We start from the raw sequence: 26,307 nt of genomic DNA on the forward strand, positions 1-26,307 counted from the left end.
ATTGTGCACTTATATTGTATATTCAAGCCCTAAAAGTAGTATAATCAAGGTGTAAAGGTAATCGTTTTCAAAAGAACGAAGCTGTCTTTTGAATAGAAATGGAGGACAAACTCATGACCCTATTTATGTCTAAACTGATGAGCGGTATTATGGAACTGCTCATAGTCTCTGTCGTTCCTTTTATCACTTGGTTAATTTGGAGCAGGAAAAGGGTCGGTTTCTTTGACTGGATTGGGTTGAAGAAAGTTGAGAGTCAGAAGAAGAGGCAATTACTACTGACCATTTTTGGTTTTACCCTACTTTTTACTCTTTTTTCGATTGTAGTCTTTAGTTGGTTTGACTCTAGCAAAACGGCCACAGCAGATTTTTCTGGAAAGGGAATTGGAGCTCTTCCTGCTATTCTAGCCTACGCTATCTTAGGGACTGCCTTGCCTGAAGAAATCTTCTTTAGAGGTTTTCTATTAAAAAGGATGCAAGGAAAACTAGGATTTCTAGGAGCAAATCTGGTTCAGTCTCTCTTATTTGGGCTCATCCATGGGTATATGTTTATCCAACTAATCGGTGACCTAAAAGCTATGGCTATTTTTGCCTTTATTAGTCTCATAGCTTTCGTTTTGGGTGCTATCAATGAAAAGAAAGCAAATGGCTCCATTCTTCCAAGTGTCTTTATTCACGCCTTGGCCAATACGGTTGTAGGGTTGCTCTTTGCCTTCTCCCTCATTTAGATAAAATTATATAGAAGAAAGTTATCATGGATGAATTAAAAGAAATCAAACTTAAAAATTATCAGTACTTAAATGAGGTCGCTATCAAGGGGGAGACGCTTTTCACGGGCTCCTCTCTCATGGAGCTTTTTCCCATTTGTGAAATCGCTAGGAGTAGAGGTATCGACGATATCATCTACAATCGGGGCATTAGTGGTTTGAATACGGATGAATTTCACCAGCATCTCCATCCCCTGCTTTTGGATCTGCAACCGAGTAAGGTTTTCATCAATATCGGTACCAATGACATGACCGAGGAGCCTTATGGAGTTCAGTGGTTACAACATATGACGGCAAATATCAGCCAAATTCTGGAGCAAACATTTGCTATTTTGCCCCATACCAAGATTTACCTCATGGCTTTCTACCCAGCCAATCTTCATTTACCTTGGCAGACCAAGGCTTCAATCCAGTGGATGAAACTGCGAACAACTGAAAATCTTGACCGTTGTAATCAGGCACTCGAGGAAATCGCCCAAACCTATGGCTGCCACTTTATTAATTGTAATGCTGGGCTGGTCAATGATAGGAAAGAGCAGAAGGCTGAGCACACCTATGACGGTGTCCACCTTTATGCCAATGCTTACTTAAAAGTCTATGAAGCTCTCGAACCCTACCTCTTGAATTAAGAAAATATGAGAGAATTTCCAGTTCTTACTCGCTTTTTTCCCTTGATTACAGTACAATAGACGTCAAAAGTGAAAAATTGAAATGAGGTATCCCTATGTGGAAATGGTTTAAACGACTCATTGTCCTCGTCATTGTCCTATTTTTTGCAGTGGCGGCTCTACTCATTCCGGACAAAATTGACAGTCAGGACCAATTAAAAAATGTATCTACACAAACATCTCTTGCCGATCTAGCCCAGGCTGGTATTGGTGGAGCGTCCCTCTCATCAGGTGGGGTTTCAACCGAGATTAATCTTGATAGCAACCAGTTTCGTCAAATCCTAAAAGCAAGCATGGCTGATTCTAATGACGAGACCTTGCTAAACAGTACTGTAGAGTTGAATGATTCTTATCTCACAGCTAAGCTACCAGTGTCTCTTGGACCTATCGAATCAACATTCAGCCTTGATTTCACGGTCAGCACAAACAAGGAAGTCATCCTATTAGACTTGGCAGGTGCCCACCTGGGTCGTCTCCCTGTACCTAAATCACTGGTTCTGCCTTACCTCAAGAAGAGTATTGCCCAGTCAAGCAGTGGTGTTCGCATGGTAAACAATCAGATTCAGCTCAAGCTTCCTGAAATCGGCTACGAAATTGAGCAAGCCACTGTGACCAATGGCAAGATGAAGGTCAAGCTTAACATTCCGATTTCCTTACCAACCAGTTGGTAATTCAAGAGAAATCTATCAAGCCATGATAAGTTAAAACAAGTCCATAGTCTGGACTTGTTTTTTGATGTCTTCACTTCTAAACTAAGAAAGTTAAAAAATTCTTGAAATAATACGTTTACATCTCTCAATCCCCTAGAAAATGGGGATTTCCTGTGCTATCATAAGACTGTAAAAATGATAAGCGTCTGACACTCATTGAAAAAAGAGTTAAGTCAAAGAGTTTTAGGATAATAGTTAGGAGGAAAAAATGGACGCTTTAAAATATATCACACCCAAATTTTTCACCACTATCAAGGATTATTCTAAGGGACAGTTCATCAAGGACCTGATTGCAGGAGTTATCGTGGCTATCATTGCCCTACCCTTGTCGATTGCCCTAGCGATTGCCTCTGGTGTTAATCCCGAACAAGGTCTTTACACAGCAGTGGTTGCAGGCTTTTTTATTTCCTTTTTAGGAGGTAGTCGAGTTCAGATTGGTGGACCTACTGCAGCCTTCGTTGTCATCATCTATGGCATCATCGCCCAGTATGGCATGGCGGGTCTGACTGTTGCCACGCTTATGGCGGGACTCATGCTTATTATCATGGGGCTCCTGCGTTTTGGCGACCTGATTAAATTCATTCCCAAAACCATCACACTTGGCTTTACCTTGGGGATTGCCGTTGGGATTGTGGCTGGACAGATTAAGGATTTTCTAGGCCTTGAGATGAAGTCCGTGCCAGCTGAGTTTCTGGAAAAGATGATTGCCTATGGAGAGCATCTTTCGAGTATTAGTTGGGCGACCCTAGCTATCGGTATTTTGGCCCTGCTCATTCAAATCTTTTGGCCACGCCTTTCTCAGAAAATTCCGGGTTCTCTGGTTGCTATCTTTGTGACCACAGCCATCGTAGCTTTTGGTCATCTCCCAGTCAAAACCATTGGTGACCTTTACACCATCAAGTCGGGACTCCCAAGTTTTACGGTTCCTGATCTATCATTTTCTTTGATTCGTCAAATGATTTCGCCAGCCTTCACCATTGCCATACTGGCAGCCATTGAATCGCTACTTTCTTGTGTGGTTTCAGATGGCATGATTGGTGGTAATCACCGCTCTAATGCAGAATTGGTCGGCCAAGGTGTTGGGAATATCATGTCAGCCCTCTTTGGCGGGATTCCGGCAACGGGTGCTATTGCCCGTACCGCAGCCAACGTCAAAAATGGCGGACGAACACCAGTAGCAGGTATGGTTCATGCCTTCACCTTGCTTCTGATTTTACTCTTCCTCATGCCTTACGCCTCATTGATTCCTATGACCTGTCTGGCCTCAATCCTAATGATTGTCGGGTATAACATGAGTGGTTGGCGTACAGTTGGTCGTATGATCAAACGTGCCCCTAAGAGTGATGTGGCGGTCCTGCTAGTGACCTTTATTCTAACCGTTTTCTTTGACCTAGTGGTTGCCATCGAATTTGGTATGGTCCTAGCAGCCTTCCTCTTCCTCAAACGCATGTCCGATGTGGCTCAAATCCGTCAGTGGGTGGACAAGGAAAATCTGGACGATCCAGTTTTGTCCGAGGATAGCGACTTGAAACAAGTTCCTAAAAACGCTGTCGTCTATGAAGTTTTTGGTGCCCTCTTCTTTGGCGCAGCCAATAACTTCTTGAATGTGATCAATGATGAAACTAAGAATGTTCTCATCCTACGCATGCGAAACGTTCCAGCCATGGATATCTCAGGTCTAGATGCCCTTGAAGAAACCCTGGCCATTTGTCAAAAACGTGGCATGACCTTGCTTCTTTCTCACGTTAATGCTCAACCCTACCGAGTGCTTGAAAAATCAGGCTTTATCCAAACTATTGGACCAGACCATATCTGCGAGTCGACCGATCAAGCCCTTGAAAAAGCAGCAGCACTAGCATAAGAAACCTAGACAAATGTTTTTAATACAAGAAGAAAAAGCCAGTTCAACTGAACTTGGCTTTTTAAAATACGCGATAAACATAAGGATTGTCAGGCTGACCGACCTCTTTGACCTCAGTCAAATTGAGAATAGGCAGGCTCTGTTTGAGATTTTGATAATAATCCACAGTGATGGTACCAGTGACTTTCACCCAGGTATTGTCCTTAAAGGTTTGGTCACTTCCTGTCGTCGCTAGTCCGTAAACACCTGAATCGGCGATACAGTGGATAATTCCGAAACGGAAGATGAACTGATAACCCTTGGTTTGTGGGTCATTGTAAACAAAACCGGTATAGGTGACCTTCTTGCCTACGAAATCGTTAGGATAGAGGTAGATGAGCTCCATGACTTCCATGTAATTTTCTGTGGTAATCTGGATGGTCTCACGTCCCTTGTACTTGGCGAGCTCTCTGGTCATTTCCTTCTCATAAGCTGAGGAGGTGAAGTAGGAGCTGGTGTCTGGCTTCAAGTACTGGATAGTCGTTCCCTCTTGGTCAGCCTGATTAGGATCGCTCCCTGCCGCTAGTGGAAAATGATAGCCCTTAGCTGACACGGTATTGGCATCCAAGGTTACTGTTGGCACCAAGAGCCCCGTGAGGACTGGAAAGGCCAAGAGAACGATGCTGGCTACCTTGGCTACTCGACCTGACAAATGCGAGTGAACCTTCATCTGCTTCATCCAAACGATGAGTTGAACCACAGCGAGGATAAAGGAAAGCACCATGGAAATGTAGGCTAAGTAGGAGTAGTGGATGTTAATGTACTGGTTGAGCTTGCCAGAAACTTGCAAGTACATGACGAGCTCAAAATATCCAGATAAGATGAGAAAACGTAACATTAAATCACCCCCAATAGCAGACAGTAAATGATTGTCACCAGACTTGCGGTTCCTACAAAGAGACCGACAAATCGTGTCTTAAACTGGTGTTTCATCATAATCAAGTTCTTGATATCAACCATAGGACCAATGATGAGAAAGGCAACCGTTGGTGCCACTCCGAAACTAGAGAGCAGCGAAGCCCCGATAAAGGCATCGGCCTCTGAACAAAGCGAGAGGATGAAGGCCAGAAGCATCATGATCAGGATGGCTGTCACTGAATTATGACCGATGGTCGTGAGGATACGGGTCGGTAGGTAGGTCTGCATACTTGCTGCCACCAAGCTTCCGAAAATCAAGTAACGCCCAGTGTCGAAGAACTCGTCAACCGCATGAACCAGAGCTTGAAAGACTTTCTTACCAGCTGACAAACCACTATAGTCGTGCACATGACTAACCTTACGGTTGTCCTTGAGAATCTGGTCATCCACCACAAAGCCCAGTAAAATTCCCAAAATCATGGCAATCAAGAAAGCCCCGACGAAACGTAAAATTACGTAGTACCAAGAGTTCCCAAAGGCTGTGTATGTCGCAAAGAGAACAACTGGATTAATGATAGGAGCTGTTGCCATGAAAGGAATAGCCGTGTAGCTAGGCACTTTTTTCTCTAAAAAGTGCGTGATAATGGGAACAATCCCACACTCACAAGAAGGGAAAATAAAACCAATTAGAGTTCCAAAGAGAATAGCTAGGACCTTGTTTTTCGGCAGGAAGTTTTGGACCTTTTCAGGGGTCACGAAGACTTCGATAAAGCCAGACAAGATGCTTCCCAGTAAAACGAAGGGCAGGGCTTCGATAATAATAGATAGAAAAACTGCCAGAAGCTGCAAAACGCTATCTGGTAGTTGATGAAAAATAGCCATAACTATTATTTCTTCTTATCTTCTTGAAGACGTTTGTCCTTCTTAGGATCAGTTCCCGCCTTCTCAAAATCAGGGATAGCCGCAAAAGATGCCATCATGCTTTCAAGTTCATTTGTTTTTTTCTGAATAACCGCCATAAAAAGCCTCCGAGTTAAAATAAGATACTAAGGGCGTCATTTCTAAGAGAAAAGAGGGCATCGACCGAAGAAGCTCTGCTTCTAGGAAGATGCATCTATTTTCCGAAAGAAATAGCCCGAGTTCAGTTGCAAAAAGATACTAAGGGCATCATTTCTGTTAGAAATAGCCCTTAACAATAGGTTTACCTTTCTATTATACTACCTCTTGCTTAAAAATTCTCGCTTCAGCTACAAGGTTTTCTACCCAAGCAAATCTCCTATCGTGGTATAATAGAACTTATGGAAAATCGTAATCTAGAGACATTGGCTCAGGAATTGGGCCTAAAAAAACAACAAGTTGAAACTGTTTTGGAATTGACCGCAGAAGGCAATACCATCCCCTTTATCGCCCGTTACCGTAAGGAAAAAACAGGCAATCTGGATGAAACGCAAATCAAGGCTATCATTGATATGGACAAGTCCTTGACTACTCTTCAAGACCGCAAGGAAACGGTTTTGGCTAAGATCGATGCACAGGGCAAATTGACTGACCAACTCAAGGCAGCCATTGAAGTGGCTGAAAAGTTGGCAGACGTGGAAGAACTCTACCTTCCGTATAAGGAAAAACGCCGCACCAAAGCGACTATTGCCCGTGAAGCAGGTCTTTTCCCATTGGCTCGTCTTATCTTGCAAAATAGTCCAAACCTCAAGGCTGAAGCTGAAAAGCTGATATCTGAAGCCTTTCCAACAGCTGATAAGGCTCTTGCGGGTGCTGTGGATATTTTGGTTGAGGCCTTTTCTGAGGACAATAGCTTGCGCTCTTGGACCTACAACGAAATCTGGAACAACAGTGACATCACTTCAACCCTCAAGGATCAATCGCTGGATGAAAAAGAAACTTTCAAGATTTACTATGATTTTGAGGATAAGGTGTCTAAACTTCAAGGTTACCGTACGTTAGCCCTTAACCGTGGGGAGAAACTAGGCGTTATCAAGGTAAGCTTTAAGCACAATCTTGAGAAAATGCACCGTTTCTACAGTGCTCGTTTCAAACAAAAAAATGACTATATCGAGGAAGTTATCAATCAATCTCTCAAGAAGAAAATCATTCCAGCTATGGAGCGTCGTATCCGAAGCGAATTGACTGAAGCAGCAGAAGATGGTGCTATTCAACTTTTCTCTCAAAATCTTCGAAGCCTCCTTCTAGTATCGCCACTTAAAGGCAAGATGGTACTTGGTTTTGACCCAGCCTTTCGTACAGGGGCTAAGTTGGCCGTGGTTGACCAAACTGGTAAGCTCATTACAACGCAAGTTATCTATCCAGTAGCTCCAGCAAGTCAGGCTAAAATCGCACAGGCTAAAAAAGACTTGGCTGACCTCATCAACAAGTATGCCATTGAGATTATTGCAATCGGTAATGGAACAGCAAGCCGTGAAAGTGAAGCTTTTGTGGCAGAAGTCCTCAAGGATTTCCCAGAAACTTCTTATGTCATTGTTAATGAAAGTGGTGCCTCTGTCTACTCTGCATCAGAGTTGGCTCGCCATGAGTTTCCAGATTTGACGGTCGAAAAACGCTCTGCTATTTCTATTGCCCGTCGTCTCCAAGACCCATTGGCTGAGTTGGTTAAGATTGACCCTAAATCAATCGGAGTAGGCCAATACCAGCATGATGTTAGTCAGAAGAAACTGTCTGAAAATCTTGATTTCGTCGTTGATACCGTGGTTAACCAAGTCGGTGTCAATGTCAATACGGCAAGTAGTACCCTCTTGTCACACGTGTCAGGACTCAATAAGACCATCTCTGAAAATATCGTCGCCTACCGTGAGGAAAATGGTGAGATTGCATCACGTGCGGAAATCAAAAAAGTCCCACGTCTTGGTGTCAAGGCCTTCGAACAAGCCGCCGGTTTCCTTCGTATTCCAAATGCCAAGAATATCTTGGATAATACAGGGGTCCACCCAGAGTCTTACCCAGCGGTAAAAGCCCTCTTCAAGCAGTTAGCTATCACAGACTTGGACGATTCTGCCAAGACAAAATTGAAGGCTATTAATCTTAAAGAAACGGCAGAAGAGCTGGGGCTTGGACAGGAAACCCTCAAAGATATCATTGCTGACCTTTTGAAACCAGGCCGTGACCTCCGTGACGATTTTGAAGCACCAGTGCTTCGTCAAGATGTTCTTGAACTCAAAGATTTGTCAGTAGGACAAAAACTTGAAGGAACGGTCCGTAACGTTGTGGACTTTGGTGCCTTTGTGGATATCGGTGTCCATGAGGATGGTCTTATCCACATCTCAGAGATGAGTAAGAGCTTCGTTAACCACCCAAGTCAGGTTGTCTCTGTTGGGGACTTGGTTACCGTGTGGGTATCAAAAGTTGACTTAGAGCATGAAAAACTTAATCTCTCCTTGGTGAATCCGCGTGAATCTAACTGATTATGTTAAGACTGTTTCTATAGAAGATTTCGGCTGGGAATTTAAGCACCAAGCCTTGTGGAACAAGCGTCTCCGTACCACTGGAGGTCGGTTCTTTCCCAAGGATGGACACTTAGATTTTAATCCAAAACTCTATGAGGAACACGGACTTGAAACCTTTCGAAAAATCGTCCGCCACGAACTCTGTCATTATCACCTTTATTTTCAAGGGAAGGGCTACAAGCATGCGGATAGAGATTTTAAGGATTTACTAGCCAAGGTTGATGGCCTTAGATACGCTCCAAAGATGCAAGGTCAGGAGGAGAACTACTACCTCTATCAGTGCCAATCTTGTGGTCGTATTTACCGTCGCAAACGCCGTGTCAATACACAGAAATTTGGATGTGGTTTGTGCCGAGGCAAGCTCATTTTTCTAAATCAGTCCTAGGGCTGATTTTTTTAGTTTAAAAAAATCATATAATTAAATTAAAGAAATGATGGGAGAAGAAGAACATGTCAAATCGTTTTTATAAGACGCGAAAAAATAGACTCGTCGCCGGTGTTGTTGCAGGTTTGGCAGATAAGTTTGGCTGGGACCTAGCTCTGGCTCGTATTTTGGCTATTATTCTCATGGTTTCAACGCAGTTTGGGATCTTTCTATACTTGGTTTTAGCCTTTCTCCTTCCTTACAAAGAAGATATTTATCCCGAAATCAAACTCAAGGATGGACGCAAACGTAAAAACGCTGAACCTGTTGAAGATGAGTGGAATTGGTAAGTAATTGTTAATAGACATTAACCTATGATTGGCCTTAGTGCTAGTCATAGGTCTTTTTTGCTTTGAGAACCGCATTGAAAACCTTTTTATGATACAATGAAACTAGTAAATAATCGGAGGAAATAACATGACAGTAACCGTTAAAATGTTGGTTGACAGGCTTAAACTCAAGGTTGTCTATGGGAATAAGGAGCTTTTGGCAAAAACGATAACAACTGCTGATATCTCTCGTCCTGGTTTAGAAATGACAGGTTATTTTGACTATTATTCACCGGAACGACTGCAGTTGGTTGGGATGAAGGAGTGGTCCTACCTTAAAACCATGACTGAAAATAACCGTTATTCTGTTTTTACTAATATGTTTAAAGCGGAAACTCCAGCTGTTATCGTGGCGCGTGGTCTTGATATTCCGGAAGAGATGCTTCGAGCTGCTAAGGAAAATGGCGTAGCAGTTCTTCAAGGACGAAACGGCACATCGTCACTTTCAGGGGACATGTCTTGGTATCTTAACTCACAATTAGCTGAACGAACCAGTGTTCACGGTGTTTTGGTTGATATCTACGGCATGGGTGTTCTCATCCAGGGTGACTCTGGTATTGGTAAGAGTGAAACAGGGCTTGAGTTGGTGAAACGTGGTCACCGCCTTGTCGCTGACGACCGTGTGGATGTCTATGCTAAGGATGAGGAAACTCTCTGGGGTGAGCCTGCGGAAATCCTCCGCCATCTTCTTGAGATTCGTGGGGTTGGTATCATTGATGTCATGAGTCTCTACGGAGCTAGTGCTGTCCGTAATTCTTCTCAAGTTCAGTTGGCCATCTATCTTGAAAATTTTGAAGACGGTAAGGTCTTTGATCGTCTTGGAAATGGGAATGAAGAAATCGAATTGCAAGGCGTTAAGATTCCACGTGTCCGCATTCCTGTTAAGACAGGCCGTAACGTATCAGTCGTTATCGAAGCTGCAGCCATGAACTACCGTGCTAAGCAAATGGGATTTGATGCAACCAAAACCTTTGAAGAACGTTTGACCAACCTCATTAGTAAGAATGGTGAAGACTAATGTTTGCTACTATTGATCCTATTGCTCTAAGGCTTGGCCCCATTAGTATTCATTGGTATGCCATCTGTATCGTATCTGGTCTCTTACTTGCCGTTTATCTGGCTCAGCGTTGGGCTCCTGAAAAGGGAATTGACCCTGAAAACATCTTAGATTTTATTCTTCTTGCTTTTCCGATAGCCATTGTTGGTGCTAGGCTCTACTATGTGATCTTCCAGTGGTCCTACTACAGTCAAAATCCTTCTGAAATTTTTGCAATTTGGAATGGTGGAATTGCCATCTATGGTGGCTTGATTGCTGGAGCAGCTGTTCTCTATTGGTTTGCTAAACGTCATGTCATTGCTGTCTTGGATTTTCTAGATATCGCGGCACCTGGCGTTATGATTGCTCAGAGTATCGGTCGCTGGGGAAACTTTATTAACCAGGAGGCCTACGGAAAAGCAGTTAATCATCTGAATTATGTCCCAGAATTTATTCGCCAACAGATGTACATTGATGGTAGTTATCGTGTACCGACCTTTCTTTACGAAAGTCTCTGGAACTTGGTCGGATTTATCATTATCCTAGGACTAAGACGCTTTAATAAGAAACTGCGTCAAGGAGATGTGACCTCATTTTACCTTATCTGGTATGGGTTTGGACGTTTTGTCATTGAAGGCATGCGTACGGATAGCCTCATGTTTGCTGGCTTGCGTGTTTCCCAATGGGTCAGCATCGCCATTATCATCTTGGGTGCTACCTTGTTATACTTGCGAAAGCAACGCCCAGAGGCAGATTATAAAATGAAAAACTAGTCATATAGCTCAGACTTTGTTATAATATAATGAAAATTATCATAACAAAGGTCACTGGAAACTGGAGGTTCTACTTCAGTTTTCTTGTAGCGACCTTTTAAAAAAGGTCAAAGGAGTCCTAAACTATGGCAGAAATTGCATTTCTTATTATCGCAATCGCACTTGCTGCGTTTCTCATTGCATTAATCCCTACTCTACTTCGTACCCGTCATGTGGTTAAAGAAGTTGAAGAAACAGTTGCTGTGCTTCGCACAGATATTAATGTAACCCTTCATCAAACAAATGAAATCTTGGCTAAGGCAAATGTCTTGGTTGAAGATGTTAATGAAAAAGTTCAAACAATCGATCCTCTCTTCGTAGCAGTAGCTGAGCTTTCAGAAAGTGTTTCTGACTTGAATACTGAAGCTCGTTACCTCGGTGCGAAAGCAAGTGCAGCAGGAGCAAGTGTCGGTAAAGCAGGTTCAGCCTTTGCTATCGGTAAGGTTGCTTCAAAACTATTTGGTAAAAAAGACAAGAAAAAATAAGGAGGTCTTTTCATGAGTAAATTTTTAAACACCCTAATCATTGGTGTAGCTTCTGGAGCTGCAGCAGCTTACTTCTTTACAACTGAAAAAGGTAAAGCTGTTAAAGCACGTATTGATGAAGAAATCGCTTCATTCAAAGAAAATCCAAAAGCTTATCAAAATCAAGTGGTGGAAAAAGCTAGCGACTACAAAGATTTGGCAGTCGATACTTTCCAAGACTATAAAACAAAATTTGAAAATGGCGACATCACTGCAGATGATTTGACAAAAGCAGTTCAAGAAAAAACAGCTCAAGTTGCTGACTTTGCCAAAGAGAGCTTTGAACTTATCAAAGAGAAAACAGCACAAGTAACTCCTGAGCAAGCAGATGTTGAAGCAGAAACCAAAGCTATCGTTGATGATATCGTCATTGATATCAAAGATATCTCTGAAGAAGCAGCAGAAGCAAAATAAAAAAAGAAAGCCCATGAGGCTTTTTTTAGTACGCAAAAACGTTGACCAAACAGTCAACGTTTTTGTGCTTTATAATATTCGATTAGGACATAAATGCCTATCTGACCAATGACGCTGATGGTAATTGCCCAGAAGAAGGCCCAGAAGGTAGCCACCTGTGCTACCAAGAAAAGGAAGGCAACTAGGACTGTTGAAACACAGAAGCTTGAGATACGTCCAAAGAAAATCATATCTTGTAGCTTAATACTATTACTATTTAAACCTTGATAATCTTGATAATTCGTCGTTTGAGGACGCTCAGTCTCGAAATCTTCGATGTGATCAAATTGACGGTGTAAGTTGTCAGCCATGTCTGCCTCCTTTCTATATAAAATATCTAAATCACTTTTTCGTGTAGGTTAAAATACTTAGTCAGTATTTCACTATTTAGAATCTCATTAATAATACCACAAAAATTTTATATTGCAAAGTTTTTTTTGATTTTTGTAAAAATCATAGTATTCAAAAACTAATTAAAAATATTTAGATACAGAGTTTTGAGTCTAAAAATTCTAAAAAAATCAAATCATTTGTGCTATAATGTGAGTTATGGAAAAAATAGTGATTACAGCGACTGCTGAGAGCTACGAGCAGGCACGTGAGCTCCTAGAACTTGGCGTAGATCGTATTTACATCGGCGAAAAAGCTTTTGGCCTTCGTTTGCCTAAGCCTTTTTCATTCGCAGAGATGCGAAAGATTGCAGAGCTGGTACATGAGTCTGGCAAGGAATTGACTGTTGCCGTTAACGCCCTCATGCACCAAGGTATGATGGATGCTCTTCCAGACTACCTTGATTTTCTTGAAGAAATCAAGGCAGATTATATCACGGTTGGTGATGCAGGAGTTTTCTACATTTGTAACCGTGACAAACGCCCCTTCAAAATGATTTATGATGCTTCAACCATGGTAACCTCTAGCCGTCAGATTAATTTCTGGGGCAAACAAGCTGGAGCTTCTGAAGCTGTTTTGGCTCGTGAAATTCCATCTGCGGAACTTTTCGTCATGGCTGAAAATCTTCAAATTCCAGCTGAGGTTTTGGTTTATGGTGCAAGTATCATTCACCACTCAAAACGTCCGCTTCTTCAAAACTACTACAACTTTATCAAAACGGATGAAGCTGTTACCAAAGAACGTGACCTCTTCCTTTCTGAGCCAGGAGATCCAGATTCTCACTACTCAGTTTATGAAGACTTGCATGGAACACATATCTTTGCCAACAATGACTTGGATATGATGACTAAACTTTCAGAACTCGTTGAACATGGTTTTGATCACTGGAAGTTAGACGGTGTTTATTGCCCAGGTGAAAACTTTGTAAAAATCACTGAGTACTTTGTGAAGGCTCGTGACCTCATCGAGGCTGGCGAATTTTCACAAGACCAAGCCTTTCTCTTTGATGAGGCTATTCATAAATTACACCCAGCCAACCGTGGTTTGGACACAGGTTTCTACGACTATGAACCTGACCGTGTAAAATAAAAACACTTCCTCCTTCGTTTGTGAGTTTTCCATTTTCAGGGAACGAAGGAGCCTTCTCAAAACTAAAATCGACAATCTTGCAAATTGGAGAAATTATGACTACAACTAAAAAACGCCCAGAGGTTCTGGTACCTGCTGGGACTTTGGAAAAATTGAAAGTCGCTGTAAATTACGGCGCAGATGCTGTTTTCGTTGGTGGACAAGCCTATGGTTTGCGTAGCCGTGCCGGAAACTTTACCATGGATGAGCTTCGTGAAGGTATCGAATACGCTCACGCTCGTGGCGTTGATGTACACGTTGCTTCAAACATGGTTACCCATGAAGGAAATGAAAAAGGTGCTGGTGAATGGTTCCGCGAGTTGCGTGATATGGGACTCGATGCTGTTATCGTATCTGACCCAGCCTTGATTGAAATCTGTTCAACCTACGCTCCAGGACTTAACATCCACTTGTCAACGCAAGCATCTGCGACAAACGTTGAAACCTTCCATTTTTGGAAACAGTATGGCTTGACCCGTGTTGTTTTGGCACGTGAGGTAACTATGGAAGAATTGGCTGAAATCCGTAAACGTACGGATCTTGAAATTGAGGCCTTTGTCCATGGTGCTATGTGTATCTCATACTCAGGTCGCTGTACTCTTTCTAACCACATGTCAGACCGTGATGCCAACCGTGGTGGTTGTTCACAGTCTTGCCGTTGGAAATATGACCTTTACGATATGCCATTCGGCCAAGAGCGAAAGAGTATACACGGTGAAGTTCCTGAAGAATACTCAATGTCAGCCGTTGACATGTGTATGATTGAAAATATCCCTGACCTTATCGACAATGGTGTTGACAGCCTTAAAATCGAAGGTCGTATGAAATCTGTCCACTACGTATCAACAGTTGCCAACTGTTACAAGGCTGCTTGTGACGCTTACATGGAAAGTGCAGAAGCCTTTTATGCCATCAAAGATGATTTGATTAACGAACTCTGGAAAGTTGCCCAGCGTGAATTGGCAACAGGTTTCTACTACAAGACACCAACAGAAAACGAACAACTCTTTGGAGCTCGTCGTAAGATTCCACAATACAAATTCGTTGGTGAAGTCGTAGACTTTGATCCAGCAACTATGACAGCTACTATCCGTCAACGTAACGTTATCCTCGAAGGTGACCACGTTGAATTCTACGGACCAGGCTTCCGTCATTTCGAGTGTGATATCAAAGACCTTCACGATGCCAATGGTAACAAGATTGACCGTGCACCAAACCCAATGGAACTTCTTACAATTACCGTGCCACAAGAAGTTAAACCTGGTGACATGATTCGTTCAACTAAAGAAGGTTTGATTAACCTCTACCAAAAAGACGGTTCAAGCAAAACTGTTCGTGCCTAATGACAAGTCAAATCAATGGGCTCCTGGTAGATGATCAGAGTAGGTGTCAACACTACCATTCCCCACTAGATATAGTTGCCCTAAAATGCTTCGAGTGCCAGAAGTATTATGCCTGTTATCAGTGTCATGATTGCTTAGAGAAACATAGCTTTCGAGCTTATCCTTGTCAATTGAAGCAGGACAAGGTCCTTATCTGTGGCGTTTGTAGGCATGAGATGACAATTGAGGAGTATCAAGATGTAGAAGCTTGTCCCAATTGTCACAGAGCTTTCAATCCTGCTTGTTCAAAGCACTATGATATTTATTTTGACAAATAAAAAGATTGAAGATTCTGTTCACGCGAACAAAGTCTTCAATCTTTTTTAGTTAAAGTAGCTATGATTTTTAAGAGCTTTTAAGACCGGCTTAGTCACCAAAGCGATGATGAGACCTTTTAAGAGATCAGGAATGATAAAAGGTGTCAAACCAACAGCCACAGCTGCAGACCATCCCATCTTTCCGAGAAAGTGCAGGCTGAGGATACCACCGATAAAGACAAGTGCATCACCCAAAACAAAAGCCACAAAGATTTTCCAGATAGGAGTCTCAGCATGTGTCAGTTTTGAAGTGACAAATGCGAAAAATGGATAGGCCAACAAATAGCCAGCTGAAGGGCCAAAGAAGGATTGGAGCCCACCGCCTCCACCTGCAAAAACTGGAAGACCAATGGCACCTAGAATCAGGTAGAGGGTAGCAGCAAGTGTTGCCTCTCTTGACTTAAGAATTGCAGCAACAAGTCCGACAGCGAAAGTTTGCAGCGTAATGGGAACTGCTCCGATTGGAATGATGATTTGAGCTAGTGCGGCAATGATAGCTGCACCGAAGGCTGGAAGAATAAGTGACAATGTACGATTTTGTGTCATTTTTAGTTAACCTTTCCTAAATGAATAGTTAACTTATTATAGCAAGTGATTTTGAAATAGTCAACCTAATAATAAAACGAGGTTAACTGATAAACTTAACCTCGTTGTGATATGATTTTTAGACGTTTGATTTCTTTAAGTTCAATCATGCTGATGATCTTATCTTGCTCGATAAAGATGGCTTGTCGCTCCCTGTCATAACGGTTGATGTAGCCTTTATAGGTCTTCTGATTGGATGTCAGCATGACCATTTGATTATGATCAATAGCATGATAGATATCGTTAATAAGTTGATTCTGCATTAGGTGGACAGGTTTGCTGTGACCTGTTTCCACAAACTGATGAAGCTGATGCTTTACGGCTTCTAAAAAGTTTATCATGGTCATTTCCCTCGTTTCTTGATAAAATAATTATAGCATGAAAGGTGAATTTTTGTGGATAACTTCTTTCTAAAACACACAATTTTCACAGAAAAAAACGAATAAAGCTAGTGGAGGTAAGCAAATGGCAGAATTTTCATTTGAAATTGAAGAAAAACTCTTGGTCTTGTCTGAGAATGACAAGGGTTGGACTAAGGAACTCAATCGTGTGAGCTTTAATGGCGCACCTGCTAAGTATGACATCCGTACATGGAGTCCAGACCATACCAAGATGGGCAAGGGGATTACCCTCAGCAACGAAGAATTCCAAGTTCTCGTTGACGCCTTCAAAAACTAAAACAAGGTCAGCATGGCGCTGGCCTTATTTTTTTGTTTAAAACGTATCAAAGATAAGTTTGAGATTGAGAATGGTTAGAACAACAGCAATAGCATAACCGAGGAAGGTATTCCACTTGGCATTGACGTGTTTTCCCATGAGTGATTTCTTTGAAGTGTAGTAAATCAACGGGAAAATAGAGAATGGCAAGGCAATTGAAAGGAAAACCTGTGAATAAACCAAGAGTTGATCCAGGGTCTTTTCTTGATCGCCGTAGAGAATGGCTACAACGATAACAGGTAGTAGGGCAAAGAGACGTGTGAACAAACGAATTACCCACTGAGGTAACCTCATGTGGAGGAAACCTTCCATGACAATCTGACCAGTTAGGGTACCAGTAATGGTAGAGTTTTGACCACTAGCCAAGAGTGCCAAGGCAAAGAGAGTTGAAAGTGTTGAACTAGCAACCGCACCAGCAATCTTAGAGTCCTGAAGGGCATTGTACATTTGTGAGAAGGCTGAAATATCAGAAGCGTGACCAAAGAAGAGAGCTGCTCCCAAAATCAAGAGGAGGGAATTAACCACAAAGGCCAAGGTCAACTGAATGTTGGAGTCCCAGGTCATGAAACGAACAGCCTTGGTTACGTCTTTACCATCTGAATAGTCAACCTTACGAGTCTGTGACAAGGATGAGTGCAAGTAGAGGTTATGTGGCATAACGGTTGCACCTACAATCCCAAGTGCCAAAGTCAACTGGTTGGTGTGCCCAGCAGCATGTGGCTCAAAGAGCGCTGGCGTAGGGAGATAACCCTCGAGGATTCCCGTAATACTAGGCTCAGACAAGGCTACCAGGTAGACAAAGATAACCAAGATGGTCAAAATCAAGGTTGAAACAATAGCCTCGATTTTCTTGAATCCAAGCTTCATGATGAGTAGGAGTAGGAAAACATCTAGGACTGTCACCAGAATGGCAACCATAATTGGAATACCAAAGAGCAGGTTCAGTGCGATGGCAGAACCAAGCACCTCGGCTAAGTCCGTCGCCATTAAGGCAAGCTCCAGAATCACCCAAAGCGTGTATCGCAACCATTTGGGCGAGTGGTAGGCCGTCGCTTGGGCCAGGTCCATTTGAGTCACAATCCCTAACTTTCCAGCCATTTGTTGCAACTGCATAGCGATTAAAGATGAAATTAAGATGACAAAAAGAAGACTATACTTGTAGGTCGCCCCACCGACGACACTGGTAATCCAGTTTCCTGGATCCATGTAACCCACGGCCACGAGAGCCCCAGGTCCCAAGAAAGCCTTAAGATTTTGCCAAAAACGATTATTATTTGGTGTATCTATGGATTGGTTTACCTCAGAAAGGGAAACCTTTTTTGAAGATGTCATAAACACCTCTTTCTAAGTCATTCTGCCTAAAAGTTGCATTATTTCTAGACAGACCGACAATTTTATTATAACACTATGAGGATGATGTGCAAGGTTTTGAAAGGTATTGACTTATCTGACATTGATATCATAGACGACTTTTCAGGATTGCCTTTTTATATTAAACTATAAGAGTAGATGATTTCATAGATGAGGGAGAAAAATAATTGAAAACATTACAACTAACAGCTAAGAAAAAGATTACCCTGGCACTCGTAGTTGTCATCGCGCTTGCTTTGGTTATCTTTATCATTAACGTGCAGATGAATCAGACTGATAACCTACCTGCCAATTACATGGAGCGCCTTAAAAATCCTGGAATGACGGGCGATTATATCGGCCTTTGGAAGTCTCGCTGGCATGAAGAAAACAAAGCCCGGCTTTATCCTGCGAAACAATACGCTATCTATGCAGTAGTAGCCCTAGCTTGTCTATCAGCTTGGGTCACAGCCTCAAAAGCAAAATTTTGGAAATAAGAAAATGCTTCTCTCGACTTGAGGGAAGCGTTTTTTCATAACAAATTAAAGTTTGCTTGTAATGATAGCTTTTTGATAGAATACTATTTGGAGGAATGTTACATGTCTAAAAAAATCATTAATGTTGTGGCAGCAGCCATCGAAAAGGATGGCAAAATCTTTTGTGCCCAACGACCAGAAGGAAAAAGTTTAGGAGGATACTGGGAATTTCCTGGAGGTAAGTTGGAAGAAGGAGAATCACCTGAAGAAGCATTAATTCGAGAGATTCATGAAGAATTAAATTCTCAGATTGAGATTATTTCCTTCGTTAATGAAGCTTCCTATGATTATGATTTTGGAACAGTTGTTATGAAAACCTTTCATGCTAAACTCGTTTCTGGAAATCTAGATTTGTTGGAACATCAGGATTCAACTTGGCTAGAGCCAAGTCGCTTGAAAACTTTAAATTGGGCACCTGTAGACCGACCAGCTGTAGAATTGTTATCAAAATAAGAGCATCACAAATGTGGTGCTCTTATTTATTAGTTATGTAGCGATAGAGAGTATCAGGAATAGGATTATCTAGTTTGAAATTCATAGTAACAATACTTTCATTACCACTTTCCAGTGGGCGCACTAATTCTTCAACAGTAGATGGTACGATGGTTAAGTCACCTAAATAGTAAAAATCTCCACCTTCAGCATCATCTTTAATGATAAATAATTTTAGATCTAATCCATTTTCAGGTGAATTGATAATTGTTTTTACATCTGGAGACTCAAGTGTACGCTTGTTTTTAGAAAACCATTTTAGAGTAGTTTCATTTAATAACTCATCTTCGTATTTGATAGTATCACTGATTTCATCATCTTTATGATAGGTGATGAAGATTGGACAAGTGTTAGTGTTCTTGTCTATTTTATAGCCACCAATATTAAGTGGAGGTTCATCCTTAGACCAGTTAAGAAGTTTACAGACATCACGACGAGAATATTTTTGACCGATTGTAAATATTTCAGGATAATCATTCGTTTTGTAGAGTCCAGCCTCAATAACATCATTAAAAAGCAAGGCAAAATCAGAGTTCTTGAAACAATCTAGGACCTCAGGATTGAGCTTATAAACATTTTTTTCTAGAGTGACCAGAGGTTCAGTACCGAATTTTTTTACCTCTTGAGATTTAAGAAATTGAAGACTTAATACATTTTCAACAGAGGAGATGATTGAGTCTTTAGTAGATAATTGTTCAGTTTCCAGAATCTCAATAAATTTATCTTTCGAGACTTCACCATTTTTGATAAGTTCCTTAAGTAGAAGCAGCTCATGTTTTCGTTTACCAGGAAGAAGTTCAAATGTGATAAAACTCAGCCAGTTAATCTCAGTGTCAGTGAGTTCTATTGACTTGTTTGAAAATTTGTTAATAACATCTGCATAGTTTTTGAAGCTATTATTGTTAAAAAATACTATTGGATCAATATTATCAAAGGTTAAATGATCGATTAGCATAGGCGTTCTACCAAGTTTATTTTCAAGATCTGTATAAGCATCCTTGAGAATTTTCATGTTAGAAAGAACCGTGTTTGTAATCGATTTGAAGATTTGTTCTTTGGCAACTTCCTCAAAGTTCACGGTTGTTAAACCACTCAAGATATTTGGTTCACGCAGTTCACGACGGTAATTATCTTTATTCATAGATTTATCACCGAATAATGCAATTGGAATCAGATAGTTATTTTTGTAATTACCAATAAAATCAATAATAGTAACGTAATCCTTGCTTTTGTGCTTACGAAGTCCGCGACCAAGCTGTTGAACAAAAATAATACTTGATTGCGTGTTACGCAACATAACTACCTGGTTTACGGATGGTATGTCTATTCCCTCATTAAAAATATCAACGGTTAAGATATATTCTAGCTCTCCATCTTCTAATTGCTTAACAACCTTTTCACGATAGTTGATATCGTCATCACCAGTCAATGCGATGGTACGTTTCCCATGTTGGTTAAGTTTTATTGATAACTCTCTGGCTTCTGATTTTGATGAGCAAAAGATAAGTCCACGAACTTGATTATTACAAACACCATAGAAATCAATTTTATTTAGAATATGTTTAACACGCTCATCTGATGTAAGGTTTGAGATATTTGATTTTTCGTCAATAAGTTGACCATCAATTTCAATGTCTTTAACACCAAAATAAACGAAAGGACAAAGCATGTCATTTTCTAATGCATCTTGTAAGCGAATCTCATAGGCAATATTATAGTCAAAAATCTCGTAGATATTTTGGCCATCAGTACGTTCAGGAGTTGCTGTCATACCTAGATAAAAATTCGGTGTAAAATGGTCCATAACTTTTTTGTATGAATCAGCCCCAGCCTTATGCACTTCGTCAATGAGAATATAGTCGAAGAAGTCTTTTGAAAATGCTTTTAAGTTCTCCTCGCGTGACAATGTTTGAATAGTCGCGAAGATATATTTTTTACCAGTTAAATCGTCACCTGAGTGATAAATATGTCCTTCAGATGGATTAAAGCCCAGAACTTTTTGAAAATCTATTAAAGATTTTTTGAGAATCTGTTCACGATGGACGATAAATAACATGCGTTCAGGATTATATTGTTTAACGTCAAAGGCAGATAAAAATGTCTTACCAGTACCTGTGGCACTGATAACGAGTGCCCTATCTTTTCCTTGTTCCCGAATATTTCTAAGTCCTTCTAGTGCAGCCTCTTGCATTTTATTAGGAACAATTTTTTCACTTGAATAAGGGAGCTTTTCTTCATCATTAATCTTTGTGAGACTAATGACCTTCTTTCTCTTTTTAGCATAGGTATCAATTATTTCGGGTGTTAGTAACTCTGACTGTTCCCAAATACGGTCAAATTCTGATTTGGTATTCTGAATGAATTCCCCGTTATGAGTAGAGGTTAGTTTGATATTCCACTCATAATTAATTTTTAAAGCCGTATGAGTAAGGTTGGAACTACCTGAAATTAATACCTGTTTACCAGTATGTTCGAAAAGATAGAATTTGGCGTGCATCTGCATTTTTTCAGGCGTTAAACGGACTTCAACGTTTTTAAGCTTTAGTAGTTCACGCATTGCATCAGGGTCGTTGAAATCTAGATAAGGGGAAATCAAGATTTTTCCTGGCACTTTCTTGTCCATTAAATCTGATAACTGAGACTTAATCATGGCAATTCCATTTTTAGTGACAAAGGCGACAGAAAAGTAGAAAGCAGTACACTTACTCAATTCTTCCTGTAGGTCTGTCAAGACATAGCGCTTTTCATCGCTATTATTCACAAGAATTTGGGGAGAATACCCACCCTCTTGATATTTAATGTTATCAACAAAACCAAACTTAAGTGATTTTATCAAAGTGTCCTGAAATAAATTAATTCCCTCTGGCATTGTATAATCCCTTTCTAAGTTGCAGGATAAACCTATTATAGCAAATACTAGTTATGAAAATGGTTTAGGTAGAAACTTTTAACTGTTTATTCCAATTCTAACTTGCATCCGAATAAACATATCTCTTTTTTGTTCTTCTAGGCTTGGCTGCTCATGGATGACCTCACACAGATAGTCTCCAATAATTTGATAACCTTGTTCACGAATATCTAAGAGGAATTGAGGCAAGAGCTTAATTTCTTCTTCGAATGATTTACAGTAACGTATAGCGTAGTTACCTTCTGGGAGTATGCTTTTGGTTAGATGAGAGTGATAGATGGGTTCATCATCAAATAGTGTAAACTCTTTGGAATCAAAGTTTTGACTGATGAAATTCTCTTTTGGCATAATTGAACCTACTCGACTAAAATGATTGAAAAAAGGATTGTATTGTATGATTTCTTGTTTAAAACATCGTAAATAGAGTTCGTATTCCTCAGTTGACATCTGATAGATATTTGAATCAATCTGAAAGCGATAAAGAGAACGTTCAGGAAATGTTTGGATTTCCAAGTGTTGAGAGTGGGATTTCGTCTGGTAAAGCAAGGCTCCAGATTGATAGATTTCAATTTCTCGAAGTTGTTTTTTGATACGTTTTTGTTCTTCAATGAGTTGCTGATACTTGTCGATAATCAGTTTGTGAAGGTGTGAATTTTCGATATCAGACAGGATTTCCTTAATCTCTTCCAAAGAAAAGTCAAGTTGACGCAAATACTGTATGGCATCCACAAGGGATGATTGCTCAATATGATAACCTCTATAGTTGGTTTCAGGGTCGACTTGATATGGTTTCAAGAGACCAATCTGGTCATAGAATCTTAGCGTACGAATAGGAATATTATTTAATTTGGAGAACTCTCCAATTCGTAAAATGTCTTTCATTTTCCACCAAACTTTCTATTGACTCTCTAGTTACTAGAGACATTATAATATAATTGTGAAATAAATAACAACCTTTATAGAAAGAAGGCGAAATCTATGAAAAATACTAAAATTCGTGCAGTACAATTTGGTTGTGGGAAAATGTCTCAAGTTCTTTTCAAATACATGTTAGATCATGGTATTGAAATCGTTGGAGCGATTGATAATAATCCAAATATTGTTGGTCAAGATGTAGGTGATTTTGCAGGACTCGGTTATAAAACTGGTGTCCTAATTTCAGACAATGCGGAGGAAGTCTTTAGCAATTGTGATGCTGATATCGCCATCGTGACAATTCTTTCCTATATGCCAGAAATGTATGATTTCTTCGAAACAGCTATAAAGCATGGGGTCAATGTTATAACAACTTGTGAAGAAGCCATTTATCCTTGGACAACCTCACCATCTGAGACCAATCGCTTAGATAAATTAGCGAAAAAATATGGCGTTACAATTATGGGATCTGGGATGCAAGATATTTACTGGATTAATATGCCTTGTCTTGCCATGGCAGGGCTAAACAGAATCGATAAGATCAAAGGTAAGGTTAGCTATAATGTAGAAGACTATGGACTTGCTCTTGCAGAAGCTCATGGTGCTGGTTATGATTTAGAACGATTTGATGCTGAAATCGCAAGTGCTGAAAGTTTCCCATCTTATATGTGGAATTCTGCTGAAGCTATTTGTTCAAAAATGAATTGGACCATTAAGGATATTTCTCAAAAGAGTGTTCCTTATGTTCTAGATGAGGATGTCTATTCTGCAACTCTTGGTCGAACTATTAAAGCAGGTGACGTGACAGGTATGTCAGCAGTAACAACGATTCATACTCATCAAGGAGTTGAGTTTGAAGTGGAATGTATAGGTAAGGTATATCGTGAAGATGATGGAGATATGTGTGACTGGGAGATTACTGGTGAGCCTAATCTTGTCTTCTCAGTGTCAAAACCAGATACAGTTGCACATACCTGTGCAACTATTATCAACCGAATTCCTACAGTATTAGATGCACCAGCTGGCTTTGTGACATCTGAAAAAGCTCGTGAAGTTGAATTCCCTACTTATCCATTGCATACTTACGTTAAATAGCAGAAAGTTCTCCCTCTGAAGTTATCAAGAGGGAGAACTTTTTGATAGTTTTGAGTTAAACAACTTCCTTATGTTAGGAGAGTAACATGAAGGTGATGGTTTGGGGATACTTGCAATTATAGTAGTAACTTTGGTAAGTTTTATTATCACAAACCAGGTGAATCAACTAGCTTATTTTTTTACTAACCACTATGCTAGCGGTGATGGGAGGTTCGGTTACTTGAGTAAGGGTTCCAAGAGCAAAATATAAAAGAAGGTTTCACGGTAATTACGAGAGAATTTTTTTCTATTTATACTAATTGTTCTTTGTAACTGGTAAACATCTCGTCAATGTCATCTTCAACCAAGTGATAGATTTTCCAATCAAATTCAGTTCTAGCAACATCATCAACCAAGACTGTATAACAGAAATCCATATAATCTTCATAAAAATCAGAGATGAAGGGGAGGAGTGTGTCACTAATATCAGATGAATAGAGTTTTTCATCAAGATGTTTAAAGAGATAGTCTGTACCCGTAATCGTTTCATTCTTGAGTTTTTGTGCATCTTCAAGGTTAAAGCTATCACTTTGGGGATTCAGAAAATCATGTTTTGCTAGCCAGGCGACGAAGACACTGAGATGAAAGGCAGCTCTTTTACTAATCTCTAGCATATCTGATTTGCTTAGTTTTTCTGACGGGATATTATTTTCTTCACAATAGAATACAAGTGCATGATCGAAAAAATAATCTGCGCGGTCTATGGGAAAGTCTAATTGACTTTCTTCGATCTTTGTCTCAGGCTGTTCAACTACAGTTGATTTTTTCTTAAAAAGGGACTTCAGTTTTCTAAACACGTTTATACCTCATATAAAAATATCCCATTATTCAAATAATGGGATATGATTATTATTTCATCGTTGGGAACAACAAGACATCACGGATGGTTGTTGTGTCAGTGAGAAGCATGCAGAGACGGTCGATACCGATTCCGAGTCCACCTGTTGGTGGCATACCGTATTCAAGGGCTTCAACGTAGTCGTAGTCGATGCCTGTTGCTTCGTCATCACCGAGTTCCTTAGCAGCAGCTTGTGCTTCGAAACGTGACAATTGATCGATTGGGTCGTTCAATTCGGTGAAGGCATTTCCGTACTCTTTAGTCATGATGAAGAGTTCGAAACGGTCAGTGAAGCGAGGGTCTTCTGGGTTTTTCTTAGCCAATGGAGACACAGCAACTGGGTGACCGTAAACGAATGTTGGTTGAATCAATGTTTCTTCAACGAATTCTTCGAAGAAGGCGTTGATGATGTGACCAACTTCAGTGTAGTGTTTTTCAACTGGAACATTCTTTTCTGCAGCAATAGCTTTGGCTTCATCCAAAGTCATGTCTTGCCAGAAGTCAACGCCAGTGATTTCCTTGATAGCGTCAACCATGTGGATGCGTTTGAATGGTTCGTTGATCTTGATTTCAGTTCCTTGGTAGTTGATAGGTCCGTCACCTTTGACAGCTTTAGCAGCGTGCTGGATGATACCTTCAGTCAAGTTCATGATATCGTGGAAGTCAGCGTAAGCTTGGTAAACTTCGATAGATGTGAACTCAGGGTTGTGAGTGGCATCCATACCTTCGTTACGGAAGATACGTCCGATTTCGTAAACGCGTTCCATACCACCAACGATGAGACGTTTGAGGTGGAGCTCAGTTGCGATACGAAGCACCATGTCGATGTTTTGTGCATTGTGGTGAGTGATGAAAGGTTTGGCAGCAGCACCACCAGCTTCGTTGTGAAGAACAGGTGTTTCTACTTCAAGGAAACCTTGAGCATCGAGGTAGCGACGGATTTCAGAAATGATTTTTGAACGTGTAACAAAGCGGTCAAAGCTTTCACGGTTAGAAATCAAATCGAGGTAACGTTTACGGTAGATTGTTTCAACGTCTGAAAGTCCGTGGAATTTCTCAGGCAATGGACGAAGGGCTTTAGACAAGTGTGTGATATGAGTAGCTTTGATAGAAAGTTCTCCCATATCTGTACGCATAACTTCACCTTCGACACCGAGGAAGTCACCAAGGTCAGCTTTCTTGAAGATTTCGTAGTTTTCTTCACCGACAGCATCTTTACGCACGTAGATTTGGATTTGACCATCGCGGTCTTGGATGTGGGCGAAGCCAACTTTACCTTTACCACGTTTAGTCATCAAGCGACCTGCGATAGTAGCAGTTTCGTTGATTTCGTGCAATTCTTCTTTTGTTTTGTCAGCGTATTTTTCTTTTAATTGACCAGATGTAGCTGTGCGTTCGAATCGCTTACCAAAAGGATCGATTCCTTGTTCAGCCAAGGCCGCCATTTTTTCACGACGGACAATCTGTTGATCGTTTAATTCTTCCATGTGTTGATTTGACATGTTAGTCCTCCATAAAATAGTCGTAATTATTGTATCATAAATCACCTTCTAAAGATAGGACAAATGATTAAATGTCAGATAAATAAAGCTAGGATTTGTCTATTTTTAGGACAAATCATTAACTAGTATTAATGTTAGATTAGAAAGTTATAGAATTTATTG

The 26,307-nt window shown here is 40.6% G+C and carries 29 protein-coding genes; 18 read left to right on the plus strand and 11 right to left on the minus strand.

The window, feature by feature from the left end:
• Positions 1 to 113 precede the first annotated feature (113 nt).
• From HMPREF2571_RS00005 to HMPREF2571_RS00020, 4 genes are all read left to right on the plus strand, one after another.
• Positions 114 to 725 (plus strand): CPBP family intramembrane glutamic endopeptidase, encoded by a 612-nt coding sequence (locus HMPREF2571_RS00005; RefSeq protein ID WP_048674366.1) that lies wholly within the window; start codon positions 114 to 116, stop codon positions 723 to 725.
• Between the two features lie 26 nt (positions 726 to 751).
• Positions 752 to 1,393: a GDSL-type esterase/lipase family protein gene (locus tag HMPREF2571_RS00010; protein WP_070846914.1), complete on the plus strand. Its 642-nt coding sequence runs from the start codon at positions 752 to 754 to the stop codon at positions 1,391 to 1,393.
• Between the two features lie 95 nt (positions 1,394 to 1,488).
• On the plus strand, positions 1,489 to 2,103 hold the full coding sequence (locus HMPREF2571_RS00015) for a hypothetical protein (protein ID WP_013990846.1): 615 nt from the start codon (positions 1,489 to 1,491) through the stop codon (positions 2,101 to 2,103).
• Positions 2,104 to 2,350: 247 nt separating this feature from the next.
• A complete protein-coding gene (locus tag HMPREF2571_RS00020; protein ID WP_070846916.1) occupies positions 2,351 to 4,003 on the plus strand; it encodes a SulP family inorganic anion transporter in 1,653 nt (550 codons plus the stop codon).
• A gap of 61 nt (positions 4,004 to 4,064) precedes the next feature.
• Here HMPREF2571_RS00020 and HMPREF2571_RS00025 read toward each other — a convergent pair whose 3' ends face one another.
• From HMPREF2571_RS00025 to HMPREF2571_RS10775, 3 genes are read right to left on the minus strand one after another with little or no spacing between them, the layout of a single operon-like run.
• Complete coding sequence (locus HMPREF2571_RS00025) at positions 4,065 to 4,880, minus strand: TIGR03943 family putative permease subunit (protein WP_003093491.1); 816 nt, start codon at positions 4,878 to 4,880, stop codon at positions 4,065 to 4,067.
• The gene (locus tag HMPREF2571_RS00030; protein WP_070846918.1) at positions 4,880 to 5,782 is read right to left on the minus strand and encodes a permease; all 903 of its coding nucleotides are present in this window, start codon (positions 5,780 to 5,782) and stop codon (positions 4,880 to 4,882) included. Before HMPREF2571_RS00030 ends, HMPREF2571_RS00025 begins: the two co-directional genes overlap by 1 nt.
• A 5-nt stretch (positions 5,783 to 5,787) precedes the next feature.
• A complete protein-coding gene (locus HMPREF2571_RS10775; RefSeq protein ID WP_002885949.1) occupies positions 5,788 to 5,919 on the minus strand; it encodes an SPJ_0845 family protein in 132 nt (43 codons plus the stop codon).
• A gap of 279 nt (positions 5,920 to 6,198) precedes the next feature.
• Between HMPREF2571_RS10775 and HMPREF2571_RS00035 the strand changes: the two genes are divergently transcribed.
• From HMPREF2571_RS00035 to HMPREF2571_RS00065, 7 genes are all read left to right on the plus strand, one after another.
• Positions 6,199 to 8,331 (plus strand): Tex family protein, encoded by a 2,133-nt coding sequence (locus HMPREF2571_RS00035; protein ID WP_070846920.1) that lies wholly within the window; start codon positions 6,199 to 6,201, stop codon positions 8,329 to 8,331.
• Positions 8,318 to 8,758, plus strand: a complete 441-nt coding sequence (locus HMPREF2571_RS00040; protein ID WP_013990841.1) for a SprT family protein — start codon at positions 8,318 to 8,320, stop codon at positions 8,756 to 8,758. Before HMPREF2571_RS00035 ends, HMPREF2571_RS00040 begins: the two co-directional genes overlap by 14 nt.
• A 65-nt stretch (positions 8,759 to 8,823) precedes the next feature.
• The gene (locus tag HMPREF2571_RS00045; protein ID WP_002885986.1) at positions 8,824 to 9,087 is read left to right on the plus strand and encodes a PspC domain-containing protein; all 264 of its coding nucleotides are present in this window, start codon (positions 8,824 to 8,826) and stop codon (positions 9,085 to 9,087) included.
• A 127-nt stretch (positions 9,088 to 9,214) separates the two neighbouring features.
• Positions 9,215 to 10,144 (plus strand): HPr(Ser) kinase/phosphatase, encoded by a 930-nt coding sequence (gene hprK, locus HMPREF2571_RS00050; protein WP_013990840.1) that lies wholly within the window; start codon positions 9,215 to 9,217, stop codon positions 10,142 to 10,144.
• Positions 10,144 to 10,935 (plus strand): prolipoprotein diacylglyceryl transferase, encoded by a 792-nt coding sequence (lgt, locus tag HMPREF2571_RS00055; protein ID WP_013990839.1) that lies wholly within the window; start codon positions 10,144 to 10,146, stop codon positions 10,933 to 10,935. The genes hprK and lgt overlap by 1 nt, the downstream gene beginning before the upstream one ends.
• A gap of 125 nt (positions 10,936 to 11,060) precedes the next feature.
• Positions 11,061 to 11,459, plus strand: a complete 399-nt coding sequence (locus tag HMPREF2571_RS00060; protein ID WP_002885965.1) for a DUF948 domain-containing protein — start codon at positions 11,061 to 11,063, stop codon at positions 11,457 to 11,459.
• A gap of 12 nt (positions 11,460 to 11,471) precedes the next feature.
• The gene (locus HMPREF2571_RS00065; protein ID WP_013990838.1) at positions 11,472 to 11,912 is read left to right on the plus strand and encodes a YtxH domain-containing protein; all 441 of its coding nucleotides are present in this window, start codon (positions 11,472 to 11,474) and stop codon (positions 11,910 to 11,912) included.
• Positions 11,913 to 11,965: 53 nt separating this feature from the next.
• Here HMPREF2571_RS00065 and HMPREF2571_RS00070 read toward each other — a convergent pair whose 3' ends face one another.
• A complete protein-coding gene (locus tag HMPREF2571_RS00070) occupies positions 11,966 to 12,262 on the minus strand; it encodes a DUF3270 domain-containing protein (RefSeq protein WP_002886140.1) in 297 nt (98 codons plus the stop codon).
• 238 nt (positions 12,263 to 12,500) lie between these two features.
• On the opposite strand from HMPREF2571_RS00070, the gene HMPREF2571_RS00075 reads away from it, so the two are divergent.
• From HMPREF2571_RS00075 to HMPREF2571_RS10175, 3 genes are all read left to right on the plus strand, one after another.
• Positions 12,501 to 13,430 carry a peptidase U32 family protein gene (locus HMPREF2571_RS00075; protein WP_002886038.1) on the plus strand — a complete coding sequence of 310 codons (930 nt, stop codon included), beginning with the start codon at positions 12,501 to 12,503 and terminating at the stop codon, positions 13,428 to 13,430.
• Positions 13,431 to 13,525: 95 nt separating this feature from the next.
• Positions 13,526 to 14,812, plus strand: a complete 1,287-nt coding sequence (locus HMPREF2571_RS00080; protein WP_004182776.1) for a peptidase U32 family protein — start codon at positions 13,526 to 13,528, stop codon at positions 14,810 to 14,812.
• Positions 14,812 to 15,129: a CHY zinc finger protein gene (locus HMPREF2571_RS10175; RefSeq protein ID WP_013990836.1), complete on the plus strand. Its 318-nt coding sequence runs from the start codon at positions 14,812 to 14,814 to the stop codon at positions 15,127 to 15,129. The genes HMPREF2571_RS00080 and HMPREF2571_RS10175 overlap by 1 nt, the downstream gene beginning before the upstream one ends.
• Before the next feature lie 45 nt (positions 15,130 to 15,174).
• Here HMPREF2571_RS10175 and HMPREF2571_RS00085 read toward each other — a convergent pair whose 3' ends face one another.
• Together HMPREF2571_RS00085 and HMPREF2571_RS00090 are read right to left on the minus strand one after the other, a co-directional pair.
• Entirely contained in the window at positions 15,175 to 15,714 is a 540-nt protein-coding gene (locus HMPREF2571_RS00085; RefSeq protein ID WP_013990835.1) for a biotin transporter BioY, read from the minus strand.
• Between the two features lie 95 nt (positions 15,715 to 15,809).
• Positions 15,810 to 16,094 (minus strand): hypothetical protein, encoded by a 285-nt coding sequence (locus HMPREF2571_RS00090; RefSeq protein WP_004182773.1) that lies wholly within the window; start codon positions 16,092 to 16,094, stop codon positions 15,810 to 15,812.
• Between the two features lie 124 nt (positions 16,095 to 16,218).
• Here HMPREF2571_RS00090 and HMPREF2571_RS00095 point away from each other — a divergent pair, with 124 nt between their 5' ends.
• On the plus strand, positions 16,219 to 16,431 hold the full coding sequence (locus tag HMPREF2571_RS00095; RefSeq protein WP_002886106.1) for a YdbC family protein: 213 nt from the start codon (positions 16,219 to 16,221) through the stop codon (positions 16,429 to 16,431).
• 36 nt (positions 16,432 to 16,467) lie between these two features.
• On the opposite strand, the gene HMPREF2571_RS00100 is transcribed toward HMPREF2571_RS00095, so the two are convergent.
• Positions 16,468 to 17,802 carry an Nramp family divalent metal transporter gene (locus tag HMPREF2571_RS00100; protein ID WP_013990834.1) on the minus strand — a complete coding sequence of 445 codons (1,335 nt, stop codon included), beginning with the start codon at positions 17,800 to 17,802 and terminating at the stop codon, positions 16,468 to 16,470.
• Positions 17,803 to 18,008: 206 nt separating this feature from the next.
• Here HMPREF2571_RS00100 and HMPREF2571_RS00105 point away from each other — a divergent pair, with 206 nt between their 5' ends.
• Positions 18,009 to 18,317, plus strand: a complete 309-nt coding sequence (locus tag HMPREF2571_RS00105; protein ID WP_013990833.1) for a hypothetical protein — start codon at positions 18,009 to 18,011, stop codon at positions 18,315 to 18,317.
• A gap of 102 nt (positions 18,318 to 18,419) precedes the next feature.
• Positions 18,420 to 18,809 (plus strand): (deoxy)nucleoside triphosphate pyrophosphohydrolase, encoded by a 390-nt coding sequence (locus HMPREF2571_RS00110; protein ID WP_013990832.1) that lies wholly within the window; start codon positions 18,420 to 18,422, stop codon positions 18,807 to 18,809.
• Between the two features lie 22 nt (positions 18,810 to 18,831).
• Here HMPREF2571_RS00110 and HMPREF2571_RS00115 read toward each other — a convergent pair whose 3' ends face one another.
• On the minus strand, positions 18,832 to 21,717 hold the full coding sequence (locus HMPREF2571_RS00115) for a DEAD/DEAH box helicase (RefSeq protein WP_070846922.1): 2,886 nt from the start codon (positions 21,715 to 21,717) through the stop codon (positions 18,832 to 18,834).
• A 78-nt stretch (positions 21,718 to 21,795) separates the two neighbouring features.
• A complete protein-coding gene (locus HMPREF2571_RS00120) occupies positions 21,796 to 22,638 on the minus strand; it encodes a MerR family transcriptional regulator (RefSeq protein ID WP_002890584.1) in 843 nt (280 codons plus the stop codon).
• 96 nt (positions 22,639 to 22,734) lie between these two features.
• On the opposite strand from HMPREF2571_RS00120, the gene HMPREF2571_RS00125 reads away from it, so the two are divergent.
• The gene (locus tag HMPREF2571_RS00125; protein WP_013990830.1) at positions 22,735 to 23,766 is read left to right on the plus strand and encodes an NAD(P)H-dependent amine dehydrogenase family protein; all 1,032 of its coding nucleotides are present in this window, start codon (positions 22,735 to 22,737) and stop codon (positions 23,764 to 23,766) included.
• Between the two features lie 290 nt (positions 23,767 to 24,056).
• On the opposite strand, the gene HMPREF2571_RS00130 is transcribed toward HMPREF2571_RS00125, so the two are convergent.
• Together HMPREF2571_RS00130 and lysS are read right to left on the minus strand one after the other, a co-directional pair.
• The gene (locus tag HMPREF2571_RS00130) at positions 24,057 to 24,602 is read right to left on the minus strand and encodes a DUF7832 domain-containing protein (RefSeq protein ID WP_013990829.1); all 546 of its coding nucleotides are present in this window, start codon (positions 24,600 to 24,602) and stop codon (positions 24,057 to 24,059) included.
• Positions 24,603 to 24,654: 52 nt separating this feature from the next.
• The gene (lysS, locus tag HMPREF2571_RS00135) at positions 24,655 to 26,145 is read right to left on the minus strand and encodes a lysine--tRNA ligase (RefSeq protein WP_013990828.1); all 1,491 of its coding nucleotides are present in this window, start codon (positions 26,143 to 26,145) and stop codon (positions 24,655 to 24,657) included.
• Positions 26,146 to 26,307 lie beyond the last annotated feature (162 nt).

It is taken from the genome of Streptococcus sp. HMSC068F04, assembly GCF_001837455.1.
Classification (GTDB): Bacteria; Bacillota; Bacilli; order Lactobacillales; family Streptococcaceae; genus Streptococcus; species Streptococcus salivarius_D.

Bases quoted from the DNA above. Each gene is read 5' to 3' on its own strand.
- HMPREF2571_RS00075 (WP_002886038.1), top strand. From the start codon at position 12,501: ATGGAAAAAATAGTGATTACAGCGACTGCTGAGAGCTACGAGCAGGCA.
- HMPREF2571_RS00115 (WP_070846922.1), bottom strand. From the start codon at position 21,717: ATGCCAGAGGGAATTAATTTATTTCAGGACACTTTGATAAAATCACTT.
- HMPREF2571_RS00080 (WP_004182776.1), top strand. From the start codon at position 13,526: ATGACTACAACTAAAAAACGCCCAGAGGTTCTGGTACCTGCTGGGACT.
- HMPREF2571_RS00120 (WP_002890584.1), bottom strand. From the start codon at position 22,638: ATGAAAGACATTTTACGAATTGGAGAGTTCTCCAAATTAAATAATATT.
- hprK (WP_013990840.1), top strand. From the start codon at position 9,215: ATGACAGTAACCGTTAAAATGTTGGTTGACAGGCTTAAACTCAAGGTT.
- HMPREF2571_RS00035 (WP_070846920.1), top strand. From the start codon at position 6,199: ATGGAAAATCGTAATCTAGAGACATTGGCTCAGGAATTGGGCCTAAAA.
- HMPREF2571_RS00015 (WP_013990846.1), top strand. From the start codon at position 1,489: ATGTGGAAATGGTTTAAACGACTCATTGTCCTCGTCATTGTCCTATTT.
- HMPREF2571_RS00110 (WP_013990832.1), top strand. From the start codon at position 18,420: ATGTCTAAAAAAATCATTAATGTTGTGGCAGCAGCCATCGAAAAGGAT.
- lysS (WP_013990828.1), bottom strand. From the start codon at position 26,145: ATGTCAAATCAACACATGGAAGAATTAAACGATCAACAGATTGTCCGT.
- HMPREF2571_RS00010 (WP_070846914.1), top strand. From the start codon at position 752: ATGGATGAATTAAAAGAAATCAAACTTAAAAATTATCAGTACTTAAAT.
- HMPREF2571_RS00070 (WP_002886140.1), bottom strand. From the start codon at position 12,262: ATGGCTGACAACTTACACCGTCAATTTGATCACATCGAAGATTTCGAG.
- HMPREF2571_RS10775 (WP_002885949.1), bottom strand. From the start codon at position 5,919: ATGGCGGTTATTCAGAAAAAAACAAATGAACTTGAAAGCATGATGGCA.
- HMPREF2571_RS00090 (WP_004182773.1), bottom strand. From the start codon at position 16,094: ATGATAAACTTTTTAGAAGCCGTAAAGCATCAGCTTCATCAGTTTGTG.
- HMPREF2571_RS00005 (WP_048674366.1), top strand. From the start codon at position 114: ATGACCCTATTTATGTCTAAACTGATGAGCGGTATTATGGAACTGCTC.
- HMPREF2571_RS00125 (WP_013990830.1), top strand. From the start codon at position 22,735: ATGAAAAATACTAAAATTCGTGCAGTACAATTTGGTTGTGGGAAAATG.
- HMPREF2571_RS00065 (WP_013990838.1), top strand. From the start codon at position 11,472: ATGAGTAAATTTTTAAACACCCTAATCATTGGTGTAGCTTCTGGAGCT.
- HMPREF2571_RS00030 (WP_070846918.1), bottom strand. From the start codon at position 5,782: ATGGCTATTTTTCATCAACTACCAGATAGCGTTTTGCAGCTTCTGGCA.
- HMPREF2571_RS00045 (WP_002885986.1), top strand. From the start codon at position 8,824: ATGTCAAATCGTTTTTATAAGACGCGAAAAAATAGACTCGTCGCCGGT.
- HMPREF2571_RS00100 (WP_013990834.1), bottom strand. From the start codon at position 17,802: ATGACATCTTCAAAAAAGGTTTCCCTTTCTGAGGTAAACCAATCCATA.
- HMPREF2571_RS00020 (WP_070846916.1), top strand. From the start codon at position 2,351: ATGGACGCTTTAAAATATATCACACCCAAATTTTTCACCACTATCAAG.
- HMPREF2571_RS00095 (WP_002886106.1), top strand. From the start codon at position 16,219: ATGGCAGAATTTTCATTTGAAATTGAAGAAAAACTCTTGGTCTTGTCT.
- lgt (WP_013990839.1), top strand. From the start codon at position 10,144: ATGTTTGCTACTATTGATCCTATTGCTCTAAGGCTTGGCCCCATTAGT.
- HMPREF2571_RS00085 (WP_013990835.1), bottom strand. From the start codon at position 15,714: ATGACACAAAATCGTACATTGTCACTTATTCTTCCAGCCTTCGGTGCA.
- HMPREF2571_RS10175 (WP_013990836.1), top strand. From the start codon at position 14,812: ATGACAAGTCAAATCAATGGGCTCCTGGTAGATGATCAGAGTAGGTGT.
- HMPREF2571_RS00060 (WP_002885965.1), top strand. From the start codon at position 11,061: ATGGCAGAAATTGCATTTCTTATTATCGCAATCGCACTTGCTGCGTTT.
- HMPREF2571_RS00025 (WP_003093491.1), bottom strand. From the start codon at position 4,880: ATGTTACGTTTTCTCATCTTATCTGGATATTTTGAGCTCGTCATGTAC.